Source organism: Streptomyces xanthophaeus, assembly GCF_000725805.1.
Classification (GTDB): domain Bacteria; phylum Actinomycetota; class Actinomycetes; order Streptomycetales; family Streptomycetaceae; genus Streptomyces; species Streptomyces xanthophaeus.
The window spans coordinates 23523-40556 of sequence record NZ_JOFT01000049.1; the positions used below are offsets into that span (position 1 = coordinate 23523).

Annotated in this window: 11 protein-coding genes and 1 pseudogene; 3 read left to right on the forward strand and 9 right to left on the reverse strand. The window is 69.0% G+C overall.

Annotation, left to right across the window (positions count from 1 at the left end):
• Window positions 1–14 precede the first annotated feature (14 nt).
• Window positions 15–1526: a depupylase/deamidase Dop gene (gene dop, locus IO30_RS0126210; RefSeq protein WP_031146742.1), complete on the reverse strand. Its 1512-nt coding sequence runs from the start codon at window positions 1524–1526 to the stop codon at window positions 15–17.
• 248 nt (window positions 1527–1774) lie between these two features.
• The gene (arc, locus tag IO30_RS0126215; protein ID WP_031146744.1) at window positions 1775–3541 is read right to left on the reverse strand and encodes a proteasome ATPase; all 1767 of its coding nucleotides are present in this window, start codon (window positions 3539–3541) and stop codon (window positions 1775–1777) included.
• 264 nt (window positions 3542–3805) lie between these two features.
• On the opposite strand from arc, the gene IO30_RS0126220 reads away from it, so the two are divergent.
• Window positions 3806–4126, forward strand: a complete 321-nt coding sequence (locus IO30_RS0126220) for a ferredoxin (RefSeq protein WP_031146746.1) — start codon at window positions 3806–3808, stop codon at window positions 4124–4126.
• A 4-nt stretch (window positions 4127–4130) separates the two neighbouring features.
• Here IO30_RS0126220 and IO30_RS0126225 read toward each other — a convergent pair whose 3' ends face one another.
• The 3 genes from IO30_RS0126225 to IO30_RS0126235 form a co-directional block, all read right to left on the reverse strand.
• Complete coding sequence (locus IO30_RS0126225; RefSeq protein ID WP_031146747.1) at window positions 4131–4745, reverse strand: hypothetical protein; 615 nt, start codon at window positions 4743–4745, stop codon at window positions 4131–4133.
• Between the two features lie 218 nt (window positions 4746–4963).
• Window positions 4964–5860, reverse strand: a complete 897-nt coding sequence (locus IO30_RS0126230) for a tRNA (adenine-N1)-methyltransferase (RefSeq protein WP_030233594.1) — start codon at window positions 5858–5860, stop codon at window positions 4964–4966.
• Window positions 5861–5878: 18 nt separating this feature from the next.
• Window positions 5879–7282: a site-2 protease family protein gene (locus IO30_RS0126235; RefSeq protein ID WP_373316422.1), complete on the reverse strand. Its 1404-nt coding sequence runs from the start codon at window positions 7280–7282 to the stop codon at window positions 5879–5881.
• On the opposite strand from IO30_RS0126235, the gene IO30_RS0126240 reads away from it, so the two are divergent.
• Window positions 7281–8231, forward strand: coding sequence for a RecB family exonuclease (locus tag IO30_RS0126240; RefSeq protein WP_031146752.1), 951 nt, complete (start codon window positions 7281–7283; stop codon window positions 8229–8231). The genes IO30_RS0126235 and IO30_RS0126240 overlap by 2 nt on opposite strands.
• A 60-nt stretch (window positions 8232–8291) precedes the next feature.
• On the forward strand, window positions 8292–8966 hold the full coding sequence (locus IO30_RS0126245) for a response regulator (RefSeq protein WP_031146754.1): 675 nt from the start codon (window positions 8292–8294) through the stop codon (window positions 8964–8966).
• A 100-nt stretch (window positions 8967–9066) separates the two neighbouring features.
• On the opposite strand, the gene IO30_RS0126250 is transcribed toward IO30_RS0126245, so the two are convergent.
• The 4 genes and pseudogenes from IO30_RS0126250 to IO30_RS40825 all read right to left on the reverse strand — a co-directional run bounded on the left by IO30_RS0126250 (window position 9067) and on the right by IO30_RS40825 (window position 17014).
• On the reverse strand, window positions 9067–10644 hold the full coding sequence (locus IO30_RS0126250) for an ABC transporter substrate-binding protein (RefSeq protein ID WP_031146756.1): 1578 nt from the start codon (window positions 10642–10644) through the stop codon (window positions 9067–9069).
• Window positions 10645–10717: 73 nt separating this feature from the next.
• A complete protein-coding gene (locus IO30_RS0126255; protein ID WP_031146758.1) occupies window positions 10718–12322 on the reverse strand; it encodes an ABC transporter substrate-binding protein in 1605 nt (534 codons plus the stop codon).
• Between the two features lie 568 nt (window positions 12323–12890).
• A complete protein-coding gene (locus tag IO30_RS0126260) occupies window positions 12891–13592 on the reverse strand; it encodes an HAD family hydrolase (RefSeq protein WP_031146760.1) in 702 nt (233 codons plus the stop codon).
• Between the two features lie 112 nt (window positions 13593–13704).
• Window positions 13705–17014: pseudogene (locus tag IO30_RS40825) on the reverse strand (homocysteine S-methyltransferase family protein).
• Between the last annotated feature and the right edge of the window lie 20 nt (window positions 17015–17034).

Consider the following 17034-nt stretch of genomic DNA (forward strand, 5'->3'; position numbering starts at 1 on the left):
CCTTTCAGCCGCGTTCAGCGCCCCGAAAGCACCCGCACCAGGTCCTCCGCCGTACGGCAGCGGTCCAGGAGCTCCTTGACGTGCGCCCGGGTGCCCCGCAGGGGCTCCAGCGTCGGGACCCGCTGGAGCGAGTCGTGGCCCGGCAGGTCGAAGATCACCGAGTCCCAGGAGGCCGCCGCGACGTCGTCCGCGTACTGCTCCAGGCAGCGGCCGCGGAAGTACGCCCTGGTGTCCTCCGGGGGCTTGCTCTGCGCCCGTTCCACGTCCTGCTCGTCCACCAGCCGCTTCATCTTGCCGCGGGCCACCAGGCGGTTGTACAGGCCCTTCTCGGGGCGTACGTCCGCGTACTGGAGGTCCACCAGGTGCAGCCGGGCCGCGTCCCACTCGAGTCCGTCGCGCCTGCGGTAGCCCTCGAGGATCTCCCGTTTGGCGATCCAGTCGAGCTCTCCCGACAGGCTCATCGGGTCCGTCTCCAGCCGGCCCAGCACGTCCTCCCACCGGGCGAGGACGTCCCTGGTCTGGTCGTCCACGTCGGACCCGAAGCGCTCGTCCACGTACTTCCTGGCCAGCTCGAAGTACTCCATCTGGAGCTGCACGGCGGTCAGCGTCCGGCCGCTGCGCAGCGTGATGAGGTGCTGGAGGTCCGGGTCGTGGGAGACCTGGTGCAGGGTGCGTACGGGCTGGTCGACGGCGAGGTCGACGTTGATGAACCCGTCCTCGATCATCGAGAGGACCAGGGCCGTGGTGCCGAGCTTGAGGTAGGTGGAGATCTCGGAGAGGTTGGCGTCGCCGATGATCACGTGCAGGCGGCGGTACTTCTCGGCGTCGGAGTGGGGTTCGTCGCGGGTGTTGATGATGGGGCGCTTGAGGGTGGTCTCCAGGCCCACCTCGACCTCGAAGTAGTCCGCTCGCTGGCTGATCTGGAAGCCGTGCTCGCGGCCGTCCTGGCCGATGCCCACGCGTCCGGCGCCGGTGACGACCTGGCGCGAGACGAAGAAGGGGGTGAGGTGGCGCACGATGTCCGAGAAGGGGGTCTCCCGCTTCATCAGGTAGTTCTCGTGCGTGCCGTAGGAGGCGCCCTTGTTGTCGGTGTTGTTCTTGTAGAGGTGGATCGGCTGGGCGCCGGGCAGCTGGGCCGCCCGTACGGCCGCCTCCGCCATGATCCGCTCGCCGGCCTTGTCCCAGAGCACGGCGTCCAGCGGATTGGTGATCTCCGGGGAGCTGTACTCGGGGTGGGCGTGGTCGACGTAGAGCCGTGCGCCGTTGGTCAGGATCACGTTGGCCAGGCCGATGTCCTCGTCGGTCAGCTGGCTGTTGTCGGCGGCCTCGCGGGCGAGGTCGAAGCCTCGGGCGTCCCGCAGCGGGTTCTCCTCCTCGAAGTCCCAGCGGGCGCGTCGCGCCCGGTGCATCGCCGCCGCGTAGGCATTGACGATCTGGGACGAGGTGAGCATGGCATTGGCGTTCGGGTGTCCCGGGACGGAGATCCCGTACTCCGTCTCGATTCCCATTACTCGCCGTACGGTCATGCGGCCCTCCTTGCCCGGCGGCGCTCCTGTTCGGGAGCGGCGCTCAAGTACCGCTGGTGCTCCGGTGCGTGTGCTGTGCGGTGTCCGTCCCCGCACTGCGGATGAGGCGGTACGGATGAGCCTAGGACCACCACGCGCTGGTGGGGAGATCATTTCAGTCATTGACTGCGCGCTGTCACGGCTGAAATGCAGTCGGTAAAGCAGTCGGCTGCGGATGCCCGGAGGGCATCCGCAGCCGCTCCGCTTCGTCAGAGGTACTGACCGGTGTTCGCCACCGTGTCGATGGAGCGTCCGGTGTCTGCGCCCTGCTTCCCGGTGACGAGCGTGCGGATGAATACGATCCGCTCGCCCTTCTTTCCGGAGATCCTGGCCCAGTCGTCGGGGTTGGTGGTGTTGGGCAGGTCCTCGTTCTCCTTGAACTCGTCCACGCAGGCCTGGAGGAGGTGGGAGACGCGGAGGCCCTTCTGGTTGTGCTCGAGGAAGGCCTTGATGGCCATCTTCTTCGCACGGTCCACGATGTTCTGGATCATGGCGCCCGAGTTGAAGTCCTTGAAGTAGAGGACTTCCTTGTCGCCGTTGGCGTACGTGACCTCGAGGAAGCGGTTCTCCTCGGTTTCGGCGTACATCTGCTCGACGACGGTCTGGATCATGCTGTGGACGGTGCCGGGCCGCGAGTCCTGGTGTTCGGACAGGTCGTCCGTGTGCAGGGGCAGCGTGGCCTTGAGGTACTTCGCGAAGATGTCCTTCGCGGCCTCGGCGTCCGGGCGCTCGATCTTGATCTTCACATCGAGGCGGCCGGGCCGGAGGATGGCCGGGTCGATCATGTCCTCGCGGTTGGAGGCGCCGATGACGATGACGTTCTCCAGGCCTTCCACGCCGTCGATCTCGGCGAGCAGCTGCGGGACGATGGTGTTCTCCACGTCCGAGCTGACTCCGGATCCGCGGGTGCGGAAGAGGGATTCCATCTCGTCGAAGAAGACGATGACGGGGGTGCCCTCGCTCGCCTTCTCCCGGGCACGCTGGAAGACGAGGCGGATGTGCCGCTCGGTCTCGCCGACGTACTTGTTGAGGAGCTCGGGGCCCTTGATGTTCAGGAAGTAGGACTTCCCGGCGGGCTGGCCGGTGACCTCGGCGACCTTCTTGGCAAGGGAGTTGGCGACGGCCTTGGCGATGAGCGTCTTGCCGCAGCCGGGCGGGCCGTAGAGCAGGATGCCCTTCGGGGGCCGCAGTTCGTGTTCCTTGAAGAGGTCCGGGTAGAGGTACGGGAGCTCGACCGCGTCGCGGATCAGCTCGATCTGGTCGCCCAGACCGCCGATCTTGTCGTAGTCGATGTCGGGGACCTCTTCGAGGACGAGTTCTTCGACCTCGCTCTTGGGGACCACTTCGTAGACGTAGCCGGAGCGGGGTTCGAGCAGCAGGGCGTCGCCGGGGCGGATGGTGATGTCCAGGAGCGGCTCGGCGAGCCTCACCACCCTTTCCTCGTCGGTGTGCCCGACCACCAGGGCGCGCTCGCCGTCCTCGAGGATCTCCTTGAGGGTGACGATGTCCCCGGCCCGCTCGAATTCCATGGCCTCGACCACGTTGAGGGCCTCGTTGAGCATGACCTCCTGGCCTCGCCGGAGGTCTTCCGGGTCGACGCTGGGGCTGACGTTCACGCGGAGCTTCCGGCCTCCGGTGAAGATGTCGACGGTGCCGTCCTCATTCGACTGCAGGAAGACACCGAAACCGGCCGGCGGCTGGGCGAGCCGGTCGACTTCTTCCTTGAGGGCCACGATCTGGTCGCGGGCCTCACGGAGGGTATTCGCCAGTCGTTCGTTCTGAGCGGAGACGCCGGCCAGATTTGTCTGTAGCTCGACGATCCGCTCTTCGAGAATCCTCGTGTGTCGCGGAGAGTCGGCGAGCTTACGTCGCAGGACGGCGATTTCCTGCTCGAGATAGGCAACCTGGCCAGCGGGGTCCTCAGACCCTCGCCCGGGCCGGATGCCGCGGTTGATGTCGTCGTCGTGGGCTGCCACGGTCCTCACCTCCTCCAAGGGGAGCTGGACGCTTCCTGACCCTACCTGGGCTGGTGGTGATTGAAACCCCTAGATCACAAAGACGGTAGGGGTGTGTCCGATCTTCACCCTTGCGTACTCCCTCACGCCAAGGAAATACCCACCCATCAAACTCGGGAAGCGGCCGGTTGTAAGGTCGAACTGTTCAACACCCGTCAGGGCTCGCGCGACTTGCTGCGAGTTGTGACTGGGATGGATCACTCAGCGCAGGAAACGGCAGGAGATATGACCGTGCAGCAGGAGGCTCCGGCAGGCGGTGCCGGCGAGGCCGGCGAGCCGCTCGAGGTGTGGATCGATCAGGACCTCTGCACCGGGGACGGGATCTGCGTGCAGTACGCGCCTGAGGTGTTCGAGCTGGACATCGACGGTCTGGCGTACGTGAAGAGCGCGGAGGACGAGCTGCTGCAGGACGCGGGGGCGACCACTCCGGTTCCGCTGACGCTGCTCCAGGACGTGGTGGATTCGGCCAAGGAATGTCCGGGAGACTGCATCCACGTGCGGCGGGTTTCGGACAGGGTGGAAGTCTTCGGTCCCGACGCGGAGTGACGCTTCAAACACTCTTGGCGGCCGAGTCCGTCAGCTCCTGGCGGAATTTTCCGCCGCTCCAGCGCCACTTGGCGAGCTGTTTCGTGTCGGGGCTGTAGCGCGGCACCTCGGGTGAGGAGTAGCCGAGGAGGCTCGCGGTGACGATCCCGTCACGGACGGTGAGGTCGACGGCGGTCTGCCTGCGGGCTGCGTCGAGGAGGGTGGCGACGATGCGGGGGCCTGCTTCGGGTCCCCGGTCGCGGGTGAGGACGTAGATCGCGTGGGGCGGGGTGCCCGAGCCGGCGTCGCAGCGGACCGCCGCGACCGTCTCCGGGAGGCCGTCGCCGTCGAGGTCGCCGTGGGCGGTGGCGGTGACCTTCTGAGGGGCGCCGCGGCAGTCCAGGGGGTAGGTGACCCCGGCTGCGTCGGGGGCGGCCGGCGCGTCCGGGGCGGAGGCTGCCCGGGGGGCGTCGGGGGCGGGTTCCCCGGCGGGGGTGCCGGTGGCGGGCTGGACGAGTCCCGCGGCGGCTATGACGGCGGCCAGGGCGGTGGCCGTGGCGAGCCAGTGGACGGGCCTGGTGCGGCTGTGGTGCGCCGGGTCTACCCGTGCCGGGGCCTGCTCGGCGGTGCTGTGCGGCACGCGGGGTGTCTCCTGTGTGAAGGGTGACGGGGAGCCAGCATCGTGCCACACCTCACACCGGGGTGGAACGCCCGGGTCCGGGCGGGGTGCCCGCGGGTGGCCGGCGGCTTCGCCGGGGTCGGGGCCGGGACAACGAAAAGGCGCTGTGGTGCAGTTCCCGGGTGGTCCGGGGAACTGCACCACAGCGCCTGCGTGTTGGATCGGCTCCGGTGGGGCCGTTATGCGGAGCGGTCGCTGCCGGGTCCGTCGTAGTCCTCGCCGTAGGCGCCCTTGGAGGGGCGGCGGCGGCGCATCGGGGGCTCGACCCCGTCGGCGAGACGGCGGGCGGTGACGAGGAAGCCGGTGTGTCCGATCATCCGGTGATCGGGGCGGACCGCGAGGCCCTCGACGTGCCAGTTGCGGATCATCGATTCCCACGGCTGCGGCTCGGCGTAGCAGCCGAACTCGCGGATGGACTCGACGGTGCGCGAGAGCTGGGTGGTGGTGGCCACGTAGCAGCAGAGGATGCCGCCGGGGACCAGGGCCTTGGAGACGGCCTCCAGGCACTCCCAGGGGGCCAGCATGTCGAGGATGACGCGGTCGACGTCCGTGTCGGACAGGTTGTCCTGGAGGTCGCCGACGGTCAGCTGCCACGCGGGGTGCGGGCCGCCGAAGTAGCGCTCGACGTTGGCGGTGGCGATCTCGGCGAAGTCCGCGCGGCGCTCGTAGCTGTGGAGCATGCCCTGGTCGCCGATGGCGCGCAGCAGGAAGCTGCTCAGGGAGCCGGAGCCCACTCCTGCTTCCACGACGCGGGCGCCGGGGAAGATGTCGGCGAAGGCCAGGATCTGGCCCGCGTCCTTGGGGTAGACCACGGCGGCGCCGCGGGGCATGGACAGGACATAGTCGGGGAGCAGGGGACGCAGCGCGAGGTAGGCGACGTTGCCCGTGGTACGGACAACACTGCCCTCGGGGGCACCGATCAGCTCGTCGTGGGGGAAGGAACCCTTGTGGGTGTGGAAATTCTTCCCGGCTTCGAGCGTGAACGTGTAGTGGCGGCCCTTGGGGTCGGTGAGCTGAACCTGGTCCCCGACCTCGAAGGGCCCGCGTCGGCGGGCGGCACCGGTCGGTTCGGACATGTGACCAGTGTATTGGCTTCAGGACTGGGGCCGCGCCATGGCCTTCACGAAGGCCTTTTCGACGTCGAGGGTGGACAGGACGCCGTAGATCTCGCCGCCGGGTTCGAGGACGAGGTACTCGGTGGCGGGGTTGGCGCGGAGGTGGTCGAGGAGTTCTTCTCCGGTGAGTGCCGCTGAAACCTTCATGCCGTCGGTGAGGTCCTGGGCGAGGGTGCTGACGGCGATCCAGGGGCGGCGGTGTTCGGGGACGGAGGCGATGGCGCTCTCGCGGACGATGGCGGTGGGGTCGCCGTTGCCGTCGACGACGACGAGGGCGCGGGCTCCGGCCTCGTTGGCCCGGCGCAGGGCTTCGGAGAGCGGGGTGGTGTGCTCGACGGGGATGGCGCGGCGGGTGAGGGTGCGGGCGCGCAGTTCGGGGAGGTGTTCGCGCAGCCGGGCCATGCGGAGGCTGTTTCCGGCGCCGGTCCAGATGATCGCGGCGAGGATCGCGGCGAGGAGGGCGTCGAGGACGGTGTCCATGCCGGAGCGTTCGATGTCCCCGCCGGGGCCGACGACGCCGGTGTGGGTGAGGAGGGGCAGTCCGAGGAGGACGGCGACGGCGAGGGCGCGGCCGATCCAGGCGGCGGCGACGGTGCCGGTCATGGGTTTGCCGGTGATGCCCCAGATGACGGCGCGGAGCATGCGGCCGCCGTCGAGGGGGAGGCCGGGCAGGAGGTTGAAGGCGGCGACGAGGAGGTTGGAGATCATCAGGCCGGCGAGGAGGACGCCGGGGACGGTGGCCGGGTCGACGGCCTTCATGCCGAGGTAGAAGGCTCCGGAGAGGACGAGGGAGAGGAGGGGGCCGACGGCGGCGAGGACGAATTCGCGGCCGGGGGTCTCAGATTCCTTCTCGATCTCGGAGACGCCGCCGAAGAACTGGAGCTGGATGCGGCGGACGGGGAGCTTGAAGCGGAGGGCGGCGACGGTGTGGGCGAGTTCGTGGACGAGGACGGAGGCGTAGAAGGCGACGGCGAAGAAGAGGGAGACGAGGTAGCGGACGGGGCCGAGGCCGGGCAGGACGCGGTCGAGCTGGTCGCCGAAGACCCAGGTGATGAGGGCGGCGACGAGGAACCAGCTGGGCGAGACGTAGACGGGGACGCCGAAGGGGCGGCCCATGAGGAGTCCGCCGCCCGGGCCGGAGCGGCGGTCTGCGCGCTCGCCGGTTTCGTCGGTGTCTGCCACGGCTGTCCTTCGTTCGGTGCTGGTCCGGCGGTTGGGGTCCGTCGGCGGTTTCCGCTCCGGTGGGGTGCGGTGCGGCTCTGGTTCCAGTGTGGTCCCGGGTGCGCGGTAGCGCGGTGTGATGCACCGATCATGCAGTGCGAGGGTGCCCGGAGTCGATGGTATGCGCGTGCTGTCGGTCGTGGGCCGTAGGGTTTTGTCCATGACGACGAGCTCCGGTGCCGTGCCAGGCGCAGCCGATGCCGATGCAGTGCCGAGTGCGGTACCGGGTGCAGTACCGGGAGTACCGGGTGCGGTGCGGCCCGCTTCGCTGTCCCCTTCGCGGGCGAGCGATTTCATGCAGTGTCCTCTGCTGTACCGGTTCCGGGTGATCGACAAGCTGCCGGAGAAGCCCAGTGCTGCGGCTACCCGCGGGACGTTGGTGCATGCGGTGCTGGAGCGGCTCTTCGACCATCCGGCGCAGGAGCGGACGGCTCCGCGGGCGAAGGCCTTGGTGCCGGGGCAGTGGGACCGGCTGCTGGAGGCGAAGCCGGAGCTGTCGCAGTTGTTCCCGGAGGGTGACGAGGGGGCGGGGCTGGCGCGCTGGCTGACGGAGGCCGAGGCGTTGGTGGAGCGCTGGTTCACGCTGGAGGACCCGACGCGGCTGGAGCCGGTGGAGCGGGAGTTCTTCGTGGAGACGGAGCTGGATTCGGGTCTGCGGCTGCGCGGGATCATCGACCGGGTGGACGTGGCGCCGTCGGGTGAGGTGCGGATCGTCGACTACAAGACGGGCAAGGCCCCGCGGCCGGAGTACGCCGAGGGTGCGCTGTTCCAGATGAAGTTCTACGCGCTGGTGGTGTGGCGGCTGAAGCAGGTGGTGCCGCGACGGCTGCAGCTGGTGTACCTGGGCAGTGGGGACGTGCTGACGTACGACCCGGTGGTCGCGGATCTGGAGCGGGTGGAGCGCAAGCTGCTGGCGCTGTGGGAGGCGATCCGGGAGGCGACGGAGAGCGGGGAGTGGCGGCCGCGGCCGACGAAGCTGTGCGGCTGGTGTGATCATCAGTCGGTGTGCCCGGAGTTCGGCGGGACTCCCCCGGTGTATCCGCTGACGATCTCCTCCGGTCCCCGCGCGGAGGTGCCGTCGTCGCGTGCGCAGGACCGGGCTGATTCCTGATCGTCGGGCCAGGGCAGAATGGGCGGCGCCGAAGCCGTCCGACGAATTGAGGGAGACCCTGTGGCGATCCGCGTCCTGCTGGTCGACGACCAGCCACTGCTGCGCACCGGCTTCCGGATGATCCTGGAGGCCGAGGAGGACCTGGCGGTGGTCGGTGAGGCCGGGGACGGTCTCCAGGCGCTGGACCAGGTGCGGGCGCTGCAGCCCGATGTGGTGCTGATGGACATCCGGATGCCGCGCATGGACGGGGTGGAGGCCACACGGCAGATCACCGGGCCGGGCCGGGACGGTCCGGCGAAGGTGCTGGTGCTGACCACCTTCGACCTTGACGAGTACGTGGTGGAGGCGCTGCGCGCGGGGGCGAGCGGGTTCCTGCTGAAGGATGCGCCGGCGAACGAGCTGGTGCAGGCGATCCGGGTGGTCGCGGGCGGCGAGGCGATGCTCGCGCCGAGCATCACGCGGCGGCTGCTGGACAAGTACGCGGGTCATCTGCCGTCGGGCGAGGAGAGCCTCCCGGACACCTTGGGGACGCTGACCGAGCGCGAGGTGGAGGTGTTGAAGCTGGTGGCGCGGGGCCTGTCGAACGCGGAGATCGCGGCGGACCTGTTCGTGAGCGAGACGACGGTGAAGACGCATGTGGGGCACGTGCTGACGAAGCTGGGCCTGCGGGACCGGGTGCAGGCGGCGGTGTACGCGTACGAGAGCGGGCTGGTGCGCCCCGGCGCTCCTCAGTAGGTCCGTCGCCGCGCGTGACGCAGCAGCAGCCCCGGCCGTCGTACGGCCGGGGCTGCTGTGTCGGTGCGGTCCTGCGGGTCGAGCCGGTCCTGTGGGGGGATCAGCCCTTGCTGATCTCCCAGAACCGGAAGACCGTGGAGGCGTCCAGGGACCACTGGAGGCCGGTGACGTTGGGGCGGGTGACCGCGTACTGCTTGCCCTGCCAGAGCGGGAGGATCGGGATCTCGTCGGCGACGATGTCCTGGAGGCGGACGTAGTCGGAGTTGGCGGCGGCGCGGTCGGACTTCGCGGAGGTCGACGGGATGATGCTCCCGGTGATCTCCTTGTTGTCGTAGTTGTTGCGCAGGACGTTGTCCGGGCCGAAGAACGGCTGGGTGAAGTTGTCGGCGTCCGGGTAGTCCGGCACCCAGCCCTTCACGTAGACGCCGTACTTGCCGTCCTGGATGTCCTTCTCGTACTGCTCGAACTCGACGGACTTGACGTCGGCCTCGAACAGGCCGCTCTCGTTGAGCTGCTTGGCGATGAGCTGGAATTCCTGGTCCGTGGACGGGCCGAAGCGCGAGGGCGTCGAGTACAAGGTGATCTTGACCTTGTCCTTGATGTTGGCCGCGCGCAGGACGGCCTTCGCCTTGTCGGGCTGCGGGCTGCCGCCGTAGCGGTCGAAGAAGGGCGTGGTGTGCCCTGCGATGCCGGCCGGGACGATGGAGTACAGCGAGGTCGCGGTGCCGTCGTAGACCTCCTTGACCAGGGCTTCCCGGTCGACGAGGTAGGCGATGGCCTTGCGGATGGGGAGCTTGCCCGCGACCGGGTCGTTCATGTTGAAGACGAGGTGCTCGACCTCGGCTCCGGTGCCCTGGACGACCTCGACCTTCTGCTCGCCGGTCTTGTTGGCGAGGCCGGCGATGTCCTTGGCGGCGAGGCCGCGGAAGGCGAAGTCGACGTCGCCGCTCTCCAGGACCTTCTTGAGGGCGGCCTGGTCCTCGTTGAAGAACTTCATGGTCACGCCGGTGTTCTTGGGCTTGGCGCGGCCGCTGTAGGAGCTGTTGACGGAGAAGTTGGCGCTCTTGTCGTTGATCGAGTCGAGCTTGTAGACGCCGGAGCCGAAGGCCTTGCCGTCGGTGCGGAGCTTGTCGGCCGGGTATTCGGTGTGGTCGACGATGGAGCCCGCACCCGAGGCGATCTTGCTGGGGAAGGTCGCGTCGGAGGTCTTGAGGCGGAAGATCACGGTCTTGTCGTCCGGCGCGTCGATGCCGGCGATCGAGGACAGCATCACGGCGGGGCCGTTGTCGTCGTTGATCTTCAGGGTGCGCTCGAAGGAGTGCTTGACGTCCTTCGAGGTGAGGGCGTTGCCGTTGCTGAACTTCAGGCCGGCCCGCAGGGTGCACTTGTACAGCTTGCTGTCGGGGCCCTCGAAGCCGCAGGTCTGCGCGGCGTCGGGCTCGGGCGTGGTGCCGCCCTTGGGGAAGCTCAACAGCGACTGGAAGACGTTGTTGAAGAGCAGCCAGGAGCCCGGGTCGTAGCCCGACGCGGGGTCGGTGGCCTTCACCCTGTCGGATATCCCCATGACGACGCCCTTGCCGCTGCCGGCATTGGCGCCATCGGTCGAACCGCAACCGCTGAGCAGCGCGGCGGCGGTGGCTGCACCGAGCGGGGCCGTCAGCCACTGGTTACGTCTCATCACGCGAACGTCCTTCACAGTCTCACTAATCGTTGCGCCGGCCTGCGACACCCGCCGCCGGATACTGCCGGTCTCAGCCGCTGACACCCCGGCCGAGTTCCCACAGCTGGAGGTCGGAGATGGCGTTGACGGACCACTCCACTCCGGTGATCCCGTCGCGTGCGGCGACGTACTGCTTGCCCTGCCACAGGGGCAGGACGGGCACGTCCTCGGCGACGATGTCCTGCATCTCCGTGATCGCGGGGACGGCGACGTTACGGTCGACCGCGCGCCGGGATTCGGGGATGAGCTTGGTGCGCACCGTGTTGTTGGCGTACGGCGTGCCCAGGAAGTTGTCCTGCTCCAGGAACGGGGCGAGGAAGTTGTCGGCGTCCGGGTAGTCGGGGAACCAGCCGAGCCCGTAGGCGGCGTAGTCGCCCTTCTTCTGGGCGGGGCGGAAGTCGGCCCACTCGCCGCCCTGGACGGTGATGTCGAAGAGCCCGGTGGAGTTCAGCTGGGTCTTGAGGGCTTCGAACTCCATGGCGGTGCCGTCGCCGTAGTGGTCCTTGGTGTAGTTCAGCGTCAGCTTGACCGGGGTCTTGATCCCGGCGTCCTTCAGCAGGGCGGCGGCCTTGGCCGTATTGGCCTCGCCGTACTTGTTGAAGAAGGAGTTGACGTGGCCGTTCACGGAGGTGGGGACCAGCGAGTACAGCGGCTGCGCGGACTTCCCGTAGACCTTGGAGATGATCGCGTTGCGGTCGACGGCGGCGGCGAGGGCCTGGCGCACGGCCTTGTCCTTGACGACCGGGGCGTCGGTGTTGAAGCCGATGTAGCGGATCTCCAGGCCGGGCATCGGGACGAGCTTGACGCCCTTGGGGGCCTTGGCTGCGAACTCGGTGATCTGGGCGGGCGACAGGGTGCGGGAGACCATGTGGATGGACCCGTCGGTGAGCGCCTTGCCCATGGCTGCGGAGTCGGCGTAGGTGCGCAGTTCGACCTTGTCGTTCTGGACCTTCAGGTCGCCCTTGTAGTTCGGGTTCTTGCTGAAGACGGCGCGGACGAGCTGGTTGTCCTTGACCTCCGCCTTCATCGTGTACGGGCCGGAGCCGTCGACGGAGAATCCCGCGCGGAGCTTCTTGGCGTCGTAGTCCTTCTCGCTGACGATGCCGGCGGCGGGGGTGGAGAGCTTGGACGGGAAGGTGGCGTCCGGGGTCTTCAGGTGGAAGACGACGGTGTCGGCGCCCTTGACCTCGACGGTGTCGAGGGTGGAGAGCAGCGAGGAGGGGCCGTTCTCGTCCTTGATGCCGCGGACGCGGTCGATGGAGAACTTGACGTCCTTCGCGGTGAGCGGGTCGCCGCTGGCGAACTTCAGACCGGGGCGCAGGGTGCAGCGGTAGCTCTCGTTGCCGGCGTCGGTGAAGCGGCAGTCGGAGGCCGCTTCGGGGACGGGCTGGCCGCCGCCGCGCGGGGTGTGCATCAGCGTCTGGACGGTCTGGCGCAGGACGTTCCAGGCGCCGGCGTCGTAGGCGTAGGCGGGGTCGAAGGGGGCGGGAGCGTAGTCGGCTGCCTCGAACCGGTCGGTGGTCCCGACGACGATCGCTCCGGATCCCGCTCCTCCGCCGCTCGCGCTGCCGCATGCGGCCAGGGCGGGGGTGAGCAGTCCGGCCGCGGCCGTCAGCACCAGGGTCTTGCGGTTCATGCTGGAAGTACTCCCTTGACCGGCACTTGCTCAAAGCGGCGTGAAGGGCACTTCGCGGCGTCGCCCGTTCAGGGCGGAACGATCGGGCCGGTGTTGTGACGATCGGTCCACGCGGTGCCGGGCACAGGGGTGTGTGTCCGGTACGGCTGAGGTGCGGCGCAGTGCCCGGCGTCGACACTAGTGGCCCGGGGCGGGATGGCTGGAACTGGCCGGACTTGGGGCGTAATCGCACGGTGATGGGCGCGGACTGGCTGTCCATGCGGAGGTCGCCGGAGATTCGGTCACGAGCTGATCAATGCGGACACAAGGGAACCGATCGGGGCCCTCGGACAGGTGTGTCGGGGCTCTGACGCGTGACGAACGTCACCCGGGACAACCGCCCCGGAGAGGATGGAATTTCAGCCTCCGGGGCAGTTGGCGGAAGATCCTTCCGTGGGACCTCGATCCGGCGGGCGTTCCGTTCGGTACGGAGCGTGTACGGGGCATGCCGGACCGTGTCGGGCCGTGTCGGGCGTGCCGGCCGGCGCCGCCGTGCCGGCCGGTGTCGGGCCGTGCCGGGTGGGCGCGCTCAGTTCATCGAGGCGATCAGGGAGCGCAGGAACGGCAGGTCCACGTCCTCGAGCGAGCCGACGATGGTGCGCCCGGGGGCCGGCGGGATCTGGCCGACGGAGGGGACGGCCACGACCCGGCAGCCGGCGGCCTCGGCGGCGGCCACGCCGGTGGCGGTGTCCTCGATGACCGCGCAGCGCGAGGGGTGCGCCCCGAGGGTGCGGGCGGCGAGCAGGTACGGGTCCGGGTGCGGCTTGGTGCGGAGCACCTCGTCCCCGGCGACCGTCATGGTGAAGCGGTCCCGGCCGAGGGTGAGCAGCACCTGGTCGATGACCCGGCGGTGGGAGGCGGAGACCAGGGCGGTGGGCACGTTGTGCCGGGCGAGCTCGGACAGCAGCCGCTCGGCGCCGGGCATGAGGGGCACCTGGTCGGCGATGCGCGCCTCGAAGCGCTCGTTGAGCAGGACGCTCAGCTCGCCGACGCTGATGTCCGCGCCGGTGGACTCGATGAGGAAGGCCGCGCTGCGGGTCATGGGGCCGCCGACGACGATGTCCCTCCAGGATTCCTCGAGCCGGTGTCCGAGCTCTCTGAAGACCTCGGCCTCGATCTCCCACCAGAATCCCTCGGTGTCGACGAGGGTGCCGTCCATGTCGAGGAGCACCGCCTGCAGGGCATGCCCGTCGGCCGTACGGGTCACGGGCGCGGGTACGGTGCTGGTCATCCGGCACACCTCTCTCTGGGGACGAGAAGGCCGGTCACCCAGCTCCACGGGGTATTCCCCGGGGAACAGGTGACCGGCCTGTATGGGACCGACAAGTGTACGTCGGTCCGCCTCAGCGTGCGTTGAAATACTTCGCTTCGGGGTGGTGAATCACGATCGCGTCCGTCGACTGCTCCGGGTGGAGCTGGAACTCCTCCGAGAGGTGGACGCCGATCCGCTCCGGCTGGAGGAGGTCGGCGATCTTCGCGCGGTCCTCCAGGTCGGGGCAGGCGCCGTAGCCGAGCGAGAAGCGGGCGCCGCGGTACTTGAGGTCGAACATGTCCTCCACCTTGGCGGGGTCCTCGCCGCCGAAGCCGAGCTCGGCGCGGACGCGTGCGTGCCAGTACTCGGCCATGGCCTCGGCGAGCTGGACGGACAGCCCGTGCAGTTCGAGGTACTCGCGGTAGGAGTCGGACTCGAAGAGCTTGGCCGTGGCCTCGCCGATCTTCGAGCCGACGGTGACGACCTGGAGGCCGACCACGTCGGTCTCCCCCGACTCCTCGGGGCGGAAGAAGTCCGCGAGGCACAGGCGACGGCCGCGGCGCTGGCGCGGGAAGGTGAAGCGGGTCCGCTCGTTGCCGGCCTCGTCGAGGATGATCAGGTCCTCGCCCTTGGAGACGCAGGGGAAGTATCCGTAGACGACGGCGGCTTCGAGCAGGTTCTCGGTGTGCAGCTTGTCGAGGAGGCCGCGCAGCCGGGGCCGGCCCTCGGTCTCGACGAGCTCCTCGTACGTGGCCCCGCCCGCGCGGGCCTGCTTGAGTCCCCACTGGCCCTTGAACAGGGCGCCCTCGTCCAGCCAGGACGCGTAGTCCTTGAGCGGGATGCCCTTGACCACGCGGGTGCCCCAGAACGGCGGGGTGGGGACCGGGTTGTCGGTGGCCGTGTCGGAGCGGCCGCCCGGCTCCTCGGGCTCCTCCACCTGGAGGGCGGGGGTGTCCCGCTTGGCGACACGGCGCTGCTTGAGCTCGGGGAGGGTGGCGCCGGGGACTCCGCGCTTGACGGCGATGAGGGCGTCCATCAGGCGCAGGCCCTCGAAGGCGTCGCGGGCGTAGCGGACCTCGCCCTCGTAGATCTCGTGGAGGTCCTGCTCGACGTAGGCGCGGGTGAGGGCGGCGCCGCCGAGGATCACCGGGTAGTCGGCCGCCAGCTTGCGCTGGTTGAGCTCCTCCAGGTTCTCCTTCATGATCACGGTCGACTTCACGAGGAGGCCGGACATGCCGATCACGTCGGCCTTGTTCTCCACCGCGGCTTCGAGGATCGCCGAGACCGGCTGCTTGATGCCGATGTTGACGACGTTGTAGCCGTTGTTGGACAGGATGATGTCGACGAGGTTCTTGCCGATGTCGAACGGGAGCTGCATCTGGCCGGAGCCGAAGAGCTCGCCGACGACCTTCATGCCCTCCAGGAGGGTGTCGTTGACGATGTCGAGGGCGGGGCGGGTCTGGAGGGCCTCGTCGAGGTCGGCCTCCAGGCCGTTCTTCTCGCCGTCGATGATCCGGCGCTGCAGGCGCTCGTCCAGCGGCAGCGCGAGGAGTTCCTCGGCGCGGCCGGCCTTGAGGGACTTGGTGTTGACGCCCTCGAAGAGGGCCATCAGCTTCTGCAGCGGGTCGTAGCCCTCGGCTCGCCGGTCGTAGATCAGGTCCAGGGCGGTGGTGACCTGCTCGTCGTCGAAGCGGGCGATCGGCAGGATCTTGCTCGCGTGGACGATGGCCGAGTCCAGGCCCGCCTTGACGCACTCGTCGAGGAAGACGGAGTTCAGGAGCACGCGGGCGGCCGGGTTGAGGCCGAAGGAGATGTTCGACAGGCCGAGGGTGGTCTGCACGTCGGGGTGGCGGCGCTTGAGCTCGCGGATCGCCTCGATGGATGCCCCAGTTGCCGGTGAGGTCGTCGATGAGGCGTTCGGCAATGGCGACCTTGTGCTCGACGGTGCGGGCCTGGCCCTGTTCGTCGATGGTCAGCGCGATCAGTGCGGCGCCGTGCTCCTGGGCCAGCCGGGTGACCTTCGCGAAGCGGGACTCGGGTCCGTCGCCGTCCTCGTAGTTGACGGAGTTGATGACGGCGCGGCCGCCGAGCTTCTCCAGGCCCGCCTTGATGACCGGGACCTCGGTGGAGTCCAGGACGATCGGCAGGGTGGAGGCGGTCGCGAAGAGGCCTGCGAGCTGCTCCATGTCGGCGACGCCGTCGCGGCCCACGTAGTCCACGCACAGGTCGAGCATGTGCGCGCCCTCGCGGATCTGGTCGCGCGCCATCTCCACGCAGTCGTCCCAGCGCGCTTCCAGCATGGCGTCGCGGAACTTCTTGGAGCCGTTGGCGTTGGTGCGCTCGCCGATCGCCATGTACGAGGTGTCCTGGCGGAAGGGCACGGTCTGGTAGAGCGAGGCCGCGCCGGGCTCGGCCTGCGGGTGGCGCTCGGTGATCTGGGCACCGCGCACGCGCTCCACGACCTTGCGCAGGTGCTCCGGGGTGGTACCGCAGCAGCCGCCGACCAGGGAGAGTCCGTACTCGCGGACGAAGGTCTCCTGGGCGTCGGCGAGCTCGTCGGCGGTCAGCGGGTAGTACGCGCCGTCCTTGGCCAGGATGGGCAGGCCGGCGTTGGGCATGCAGGAGAGCGGCAGCCGGGAGTGGCGCGCGAGGTAGCGCAGGTGCTCGCTCATCTCGGCGGGGCCGGTGGCGCAGTTCAGGCCGAGCATGTCGATGCCGAGGGGCTCCAGCGCCGTGACGGCCGCGCCGATCTCCGAGCCGAGCAGCATCGTGCCCGTGGTCTCGACCGTGACGGAGCAGATCAGCGGCACGGAGACGCCGTACGCGTCCATGGCGCGGCGGGCGCCGATGAGCGCGGACTTCGCCTGGAGGAGGTCCTGGGAGGTCTCCACCAGGAGGGCGTCGGCGCCGCCGGCGAGGAGGCCCTCGGCGTTGATCTGGTAGGCGTCGCGGAGGGTGTCGTAGCCGATGTGGCCGAGGGTGGGGAGCTTGGTGCCGGGGCCCATGGAGCCCAGGACCCAGCGCTGCTCGCCGGTGGAGGCGGTGACCTCGTCGGCGACCTCGCGGGCGATGCGGGCGGAGGCCTCGTTGAGCTCGAAGTTGCGGTCCGCGATGTCGTACTCGGCGAGGGCCGAGTAGTTTCCGCCGAACGTGTTGGTGGAGATGCAGTCGACGCCCGAAGCGAAGTAGGTCTCGTGCACCGAGCGGACGATGTCGGGGCGGGTGACGCTGAGGACCTCGTTGCACCCCTCGAGCTGCTGGAAGTCCTCCATGCTCGGGTCCTGCGCCTGGAGCATCGTCCCCATGGCCCCGTCGGCCACGACCACACGGGTGGCGAGCGCCTCTCGGAGGGCGTCGGCCCGGGTCTGGGTGTCTGCGGGCGGGTTCGGCAACGAGGCCATGGTTATGCTCCCTGGGATGC